Here is a 6,310-nt window from a genome sequence, read left to right on the forward strand (position 1 = left end):
GGACTGGAGTTATCAGAGCAACCATTTCGGCACCGGCCTGCCGCCGAAGCAGGACAACTTCGGCAAGGATGGCCGCGATTGGGAGCTTGCTCGCGAGCGGTTGGCGGATGCATCGATTGCCCCCGGCCCGGCCGAGATTGCCTGGGCGCGCGATGTGTTTCTCGACCTGCTGAAGATCCGGGCCAGCACGCCGCTGCTGCGGCTGCCCAGCGCGGCGGAGATCCGCAAGCGCGTCAGCTTCCCGGGCAGCGGCGCGGGGCAGAACCCGGTGCTGGTCGCGACGCGTATAGACGGCCGTGGCCTGCCTGGTGCGGGCTTCAAGGTGGTAATGACGCTGATCAATGTGGCGCCGACGGCGCAGACGCTGAAGTTGCCGGAAGAGGCCGGTGCGGTTTGGCGGCTGCATCCGGTGCAGCGTCGTGAGCAGGCTGCGGAACAGCGCGTGGCGCGGTACGCGAGGGCGGTCAAAGGTGTGTTCGAGGTGCCGGCCCGCAGTGCGGTGGTGTTCGTACTGGAGTAAGGCGGACAGGCCGTAGGAGAGCAAATCGCCCTGCTTTCAAGCGGCATCCGTCAGCTACGCTACCCCCGCGCTTCTCTCTCTTGTTCCATTTCACGCGTCAGAAAATAGTTCAACGCCGTAGACCCTTTCGATGAGCTGGCTGCGAACGGGGGGCTCCGTCCAGGCGCGCAGATTTGCTTGGGTGTCAAACCGGATGATGACCGTGTAAGTCGAGGAGAAGCCTGGAACCGGATGGATGATCTGCCAGTCAAGATTGCCAGCAAACGATCGGCAAAGCGGTCCGATTTCGTTCATCCATTTCTTCATACTCGGCCTGCTTGCCATCACGCACCCGATGAGTGATGACCACCGTTGCTCCCATGGTGTCGCCAGTGCTAGTAAATTTCGCGTTTAGGTCAATGGCGTCGCTCGCGTAATGAGGCATCTAGCTTTTCGGCAACTTCCTCCAAGTTGAAGACTGAGGGGCCACCTGTCGCCAGGTGGCCCAAGTCCAGTCTTTGTCTGAACCTACTTCACGTTTTTTTGTGCCATGTCATAGCTTTCAAACAACGCGCCATATGCGGGCTCGACGTGGTCGACAAAGACCTTGGCGAATTCCATTGCTTCTGGGCGATTCCAGGTGTGCATCACCTCTGTAATCGCCGCGAATGTGTCAATTGGCATCGCGCCCGCCTGCGTGACCCGGGCAATGGAGATGTCGGTTGCCATCTTCGACCAATTACCCGAGGCATCCACAATGCAAAACACTTTGTATCCTTCTGCGAGGGCGCTGAGTGCAGGAAATACCATGCAAATGCTCGTGAGCGTGCCTGCGATGAGCAATGTCTTCCGCTTGGTCTTTTCGACGGCTTCGACAAAAGGGCGGTGATCCCACGCATTGATCGGGCCGCTGCGGGGAACGTAGACCACATCGGGGTTGCTCAGAAGGATATCGGGAATGATCGGACCATTAGGACCGCCGGGAACTGATGCCGTTGCAACGGTCGGGATCTTCGCGATCTTCGCTGCCTTCGCAAGCGCAATTACGTTGTTACGGAGTTCCCTGTACTCCATATCACGGACCAACTGGAACAATCCGCTCTGATGATCTATCAGCAGCAATACAGCATCGTTGGGGTCAATCATCCACTTGTTTGTCATGTCATTTCCTTTGGTTTTGGAACTGGATACACCGCCTGCAGCAGCGGTGGCTTTGTTTGCCGCTGTCGCCGACGTGGTCAGCAATGTCGTTCCGCCAACTGCAGCGCCGCTAATAAGCATCTCTCTACGCTTCATGTGAATCTCCGATGGGCTGATACTTTTAAATGGGGAACTAGATGTGCTGCCCTAGGCAGCGGGGATCGTGCCTTCCAGCGCACGAATATGTCGTCGGCAGCCAGTACATGGGTCATGGAGCGGCCCCGGTGGACAAAGAGTTTCAATCGGTGGTTGCTGAATTTGCGGATAACTCGGTGGGAACCGAGCGGTCGACGCCGATGACGGTGCGTTAGCCGATCCGCTTGTCACGCCGCAACTCGGCGCCGATGCGCTGAATCTCGGCCTCCCCTTGTGCGAGGGCGGCCTTGCTGGTGTGCACCGAGTAGTAGCCCATCACCAAGTCGTGTGGATGCTTCACCGCCGAGCCGAGGACGAAGGACGTGTCGCCGTGGGCGACGAAGTCGATGGCTTGCTCCGATTCCTCGAACACGGCGAGTTCACCGGTGCCCACCATCCCATTCACGTCGACTCCTCCCGTGCTGACCGCAAACCAGGCCACGGTGTGGCCGGCGGGCGGCGTGTACCGCCAGCGTTCGCTGTCCTTCAAGCTCACGGCCAGGTAGTTCATGCCCGAAGGCGCTGGAATCGGGCTCCGGGCCTTGCCGTAGCTTCCGAGCAGCACACGGGCCGGGCCTTCGTGCGGAACATCTGAAGGTGCCAGGTAAAGGCTTTCCGCGGGTGCGTTCTCTTCCGAGGGCGGCAATGCGACCCAGAGTTGAAAGCCCGACATCTGCACGTCGCCGACGGGTGCACCGATGTGCCACACGCCGTTGCCGGAGCGCATCCACTCCACGCCGCCAGCGGGCAGCACGCCCTTCTTGCCGGTCGTGTCTTCGTAGCGAAGGTTGCCTGTCATCACGAAGGTCAGCGTGGCGATGCCCGAATGCGGATGCATCGCGAAACCCTGGCTGCCAAGACCGGGGCTGAAACTGTTGAGGTCGAGAAACACGAATGGCTTCAGGGACTCGCCGAGGTCACTCGGGCTCACCAGCCGCGTGATCGGTCCATGGGTGCTTCCATGCGTGCGATGGCCGATGGCCCTCACGCCGGCGCTCGATGCTTGATCAAGGGTCGGATTGCCAGAAATGGCTTGTGATGCGGGCATCGGTCGTCCTTGGCGTTGATGGGAAGTGCGCTCGGCGAAGACATGACGCCTGAGCTGCYGCAGTCGATGCGTGAACGATAGGAGCGCTAGGATCGATGGACTAGGCGGTGCAATCGGAGTGCATCCATCCAAAAATCGAATCAATAGGTGCTCATGCTCGATCTGAACGACATTGCCTTGTTCGTGCGCGTCGTGCGCAGCGGCAGCTTTGCGGGCGCGGCGCGGCACCTTGGCGTGCCATCGAACACCGTCAGCAGGCGCGTTCAGGGGCTGGAGCAACACCTCGGCACCCGGCTGTTGCAACGCTCGACCCGCAAGCTCACGCTCACCAGCGCAGGCGAGGAGTTCAACGCGCGTTGCGCCGGTCTGGWCACCGGACTTTTCGAAGCCGGGCAAGAGCTGAGCTCGGGGAGCCGGGAGCCGAGTGGACTTGTTCGCGTTGGCGCCCCGGCCGACTTTCTCGACTTGTTCGTGATGGAGTGGATCGCCGAGTTCCTGGCAACTTATCCCAAGGTTCGACTCGCCTTGGTGCTCAGCGATTCAAAGGCGGACCTGATCGCGGATCGCATCGACGTGGCGTTTCGTGGCGGTCCCCTTGAGGACTCGGCATACGTCGGGCGGCACGTTTTCTGCACTGGCAACGACGGGCTGGTGGCCAGCCCGGGCTACCTGGCAGCGAGGGGCGCGCCCAGCGCGCTGCAGGACCTGCTGGAACACGATTGCGTGACGTTCGCGCAGCCTGGCGGCAGTGATGTGACCTGGCGGTTGGCCGGACCGGACGGCATCGATGAGGCTGTGCAGGTTGCCGCTCGCTTCAGCGGCAACACGGCGCAGGCCCTTCGCAAGGCCACGCTGGCTGGGCTGGGGATCACGCTGCTTCCGAGGGCCGTCATCATCAATGACTTGCGGGCCGGCCGCCTCGTTCCCGTGCTGCCCGAATACCAGCGTCCCGGACACGGACTCACTGTGCTCTACCCCAGCCGGCGTCATCTGCCGCTGGCAGTGTCGGCGTTCATCGATCTCGTCGTCGAGAAACTCGGCCAACTGGATGCGACATTGACACCGCAGCGACGGTAGGTTGCCACGGACGAATACGTCAGTCGCGACGAAGGCGCCTTGCGCCCGCAACGAGGCCCAGGCCAAGCAGCGCCAGCGTGACGCTCCCTGGCTCCGGCACCGCCCCCACGCTGACTCCAAACGTAAGGTTCCCGCTGACCCACTCGCCTTCTGCCACGCCGTTCGCAAAGTCCTTGAAGCCCTCGCTGAACTCCAGCCGCAGCAGGCCATCGGCGCCCACACTGATGCCATAGCCGCTCAGGTCGATCGAGCCGCTGTAGCTGCCGTTGCCGCTGTTGAAGTCCGCGCCGCCCGGGGTGAAGGTGAGCAAGTTGGTGGCACTGGAGTCGCCAAAGCTGACCTGCATCTCGGCCAACAGGCTGGGCGAGAAGGCGTTCAGGTCCAGGGCCCAGTCCAGCGAGGTCAGCACGGCGTTGGCGCCGACATCGATGAGCCAGACCGTATTGCCGGCCTCGCCCTGCAGGTTGATGCTCTGGGCGCCGCTGACATCGACGGCGACGGGTGCTGCTTGGGCTGTGAGGCTGGCGAGGCCCAGCGCGGCCGCGACGGCCAGGTGTCGGAGTTGCTTCTTCATGGCGTGGGTTTTCAGTTGGATGAGCGGACGACAAAGACGACAGCGGTGCGTGCCGGCACACTGAAGCTGCCGGTTGCGCTGTCGAAGCTGGCCTGCTTGGCGCGCCAGTCGGCGGCGGTCGCGGCGGTGTGCACGGGGTGCAACTCCAGCGCGTGGCCGGCCAGGGTGGGCAGGGTCAGCTGCTTGGCCGTCTTGTCGACGTTGATCAGGTAGACGAGTTCGTCGAAGTTGGCGCCGGCATAGCCCACACCATTCAGGCGGCCGACCAGCACGGTGGCTTCCTGGTTGGAGCCGGTGTTCAGGAAGCTCAGGCGCGACTTGATGTCGTCGGCCGTGCGCAGGCGCAGCAGCGTGCTGCTCTTGCGGATGCGCAGCAGGTCGCGGAAGGCGTCGCGCGTCCAGGCGATGTCGTTGGGGTGGGGCTTGAGCAACGGGTTGGTCAGCAGCGGGCGGGCGAGGTTCCAGTTGTCGCCGTTGTCGCGCGAGGGCGGCAGGCCGACGCCGAAGTTGTTGTCGGCATAGCTCCAGTCCAGGCGGTTGAACCAGTCGCCGCTGTCGTAGCTGTTGCGGTCCAGGCTCTTGCTGCGCAGCGTGTCCACGCCGGCGTGGAAATAGGCCACGCCCTGGCTGAAGGCATTGATGGCGCTGGCCAGGATCTGCACGCGGGCGCGGTCCTCCTTGCTGGTGCCGGTGGGCAGGCGGAAGGCGTTGTTGTCGAACAGCGTCAGGTTGTCGTGGTTCTCCACGTAGTTGACGACTTCGCCGGGCTCCAGCACCCAGCCGGCCGGAATGCCGCCGACGTCGATCTGGTCCAGGCGCAGGTTGGCGTCCCAGCTCGTCTGCATCTGGAAGCTGCGGATGGAGCCGGCCAGCGAGGCCTTGAGGCGGTCGGCCTGCCACATCAGCGTGCCGCGGTTCTGGCCCGAAGCACTGGCGTTGGAGTCGTAGAAGTAGCCGTTGACGTAGCCCTGCTCGCTGACCAGCGCGTTGCCGGAGTCGCAGCAGCCGCCGCCGCGCACCGCGTCGCGGATCAGCGGGTTGAAGCTGCCGATGCCCGAGCCGTTGAGCGACAGCATCTCGGCCTGCACGAAGCGCGCGCCGTTGGCCACTTCACCGAAGTTCCAGCCCTCGCCGACGATCTGCACCTCGCGGCCGGTGGCGACCTTGACGCGCGCCTTCAGTGCCTCGATGACCGAGCGCGGGTGGTGGCCCATGATGTCGAAGCGCAGCGAGCTGATGCGGTAGTCGCGCGTCCAGGTGACGGCCGAGTCGATCATCAGCTTGGCCATCATCAGGTTCTCGGCCGCGGTGTTCTCGCAGCAGGTCGAGCGCTCGATGCCGCCGGTCGCGTTGAGGCGGTAGTAGTAGCCGGGCACGACCTTGTCGAGCACCGAGCTGGCGTTCTGGCCCGACGAGGTGGTGTGGTTGAACACCACGTCCATGCCCACGCGCAGGCCGGCGGCGTTCAGTGCCTGCACCATGCGGCGGAACTCGACGACGCGGGTCAGCGGGTCGTTGGCATTGCTGGAGTAGCTGCCTTCGGGCGTGCTGAACTGCAGTGGGTCATAGCCCCAGTTGAAGCAGTCGGTGCCGGCAGTAGCCGCGACCGTGGCCTGCTGCGAGTCGCTGTCGGGCGCGCCGCTTGGGACGGGCGTCACGCAGCTCTTTTCGTTGACGCTGGCGATGTCGAAGACCGGCAGCAGGTGCACGTCGGTCAGGCCGGCTGCGGCCAGTGCCGTCAGGTGCTTCATGCCATTGGACTGGCTTTCGGTGAAGG

At 63.5% G+C, this 6,310-nt stretch carries 7 protein-coding genes; 2 read left to right on the forward strand and 5 right to left on the reverse strand.

Annotated features, from left to right (window positions below):
* The coding region (locus tag ACXJKR_RS21325) for an alpha-1,6-glucosidase domain-containing protein (RefSeq protein WP_457324526.1) at nucleotides 1-520 on the forward strand (520 nt) is incomplete at its 5' end.
* Nucleotides 521-610: 90 nt separating this feature from the next.
* On the opposite strand, the gene ACXJKR_RS21330 is transcribed toward ACXJKR_RS21325, so the two are convergent.
* From ACXJKR_RS21330 to ACXJKR_RS21340, 3 genes are all read right to left on the reverse strand, one after another.
* Nucleotides 611-826, reverse strand: coding sequence for a hypothetical protein (locus ACXJKR_RS21330; protein ID WP_457324527.1), 216 nt, complete (start codon nucleotides 824-826; stop codon nucleotides 611-613).
* A 201-nt stretch (nucleotides 827-1,027) separates the two neighbouring features.
* Nucleotides 1,028-1,660 (reverse strand): isochorismatase family protein, encoded by a 633-nt coding sequence (locus tag ACXJKR_RS21335; RefSeq protein ID WP_457324531.1) that lies wholly within the window; start codon nucleotides 1,658-1,660, stop codon nucleotides 1,028-1,030.
* Between the two features lie 346 nt (nucleotides 1,661-2,006).
* Nucleotides 2,007-2,882, reverse strand: coding sequence for a pirin family protein (locus ACXJKR_RS21340; protein ID WP_457324532.1), 876 nt, complete (start codon nucleotides 2,880-2,882; stop codon nucleotides 2,007-2,009).
* Between the two features lie 153 nt (nucleotides 2,883-3,035).
* Between ACXJKR_RS21340 and ACXJKR_RS21345 the strand changes: the two genes are divergently transcribed.
* The gene (locus ACXJKR_RS21345; RefSeq protein WP_457324528.1) at nucleotides 3,036-3,959 is read left to right on the forward strand and encodes a LysR family transcriptional regulator; all 924 of its coding nucleotides are present in this window, start codon (nucleotides 3,036-3,038) and stop codon (nucleotides 3,957-3,959) included.
* Between the two features lie 19 nt (nucleotides 3,960-3,978).
* On the opposite strand, the gene ACXJKR_RS21350 is transcribed toward ACXJKR_RS21345, so the two are convergent.
* Entirely contained in the window at nucleotides 3,979-4,533 is a 555-nt protein-coding gene (locus ACXJKR_RS21350; protein WP_457324529.1) for a PEP-CTERM sorting domain-containing protein, read from the reverse strand.
* An 11-nt stretch (nucleotides 4,534-4,544) separates the two neighbouring features.
* A partial coding sequence (locus ACXJKR_RS21355; RefSeq protein ID WP_457324530.1) for an alpha-1,6-glucosidase domain-containing protein occupies nucleotides 4,545-6,310 on the reverse strand: 1,766 nt, incomplete at its 5' end.

Source organism: Roseateles sp. P5_E11 (genome assembly GCF_054049355.1).

Excerpts from the sequence above, each read along its gene's own strand:
- ACXJKR_RS21330 (WP_457324527.1), bottom strand. The coding sequence starts at position 826 with ATGAAGAAATGGATGAACGAAATCGGACCGCTTTGCCGATCGTTTGCT.
- ACXJKR_RS21335 (WP_457324531.1), bottom strand. The coding sequence starts at position 1,660 with ATGACAAACAAGTGGATGATTGACCCCAACGATGCTGTATTGCTGCTG.
- ACXJKR_RS21340 (WP_457324532.1), bottom strand. The coding sequence starts at position 2,882 with ATGCCCGCATCACAAGCCATTTCTGGCAATCCGACCCTTGATCAAGCA.
- ACXJKR_RS21350 (WP_457324529.1), bottom strand. The coding sequence starts at position 4,533 with ATGAAGAAGCAACTCCGACACCTGGCCGTCGCGGCCGCGCTGGGCCTC.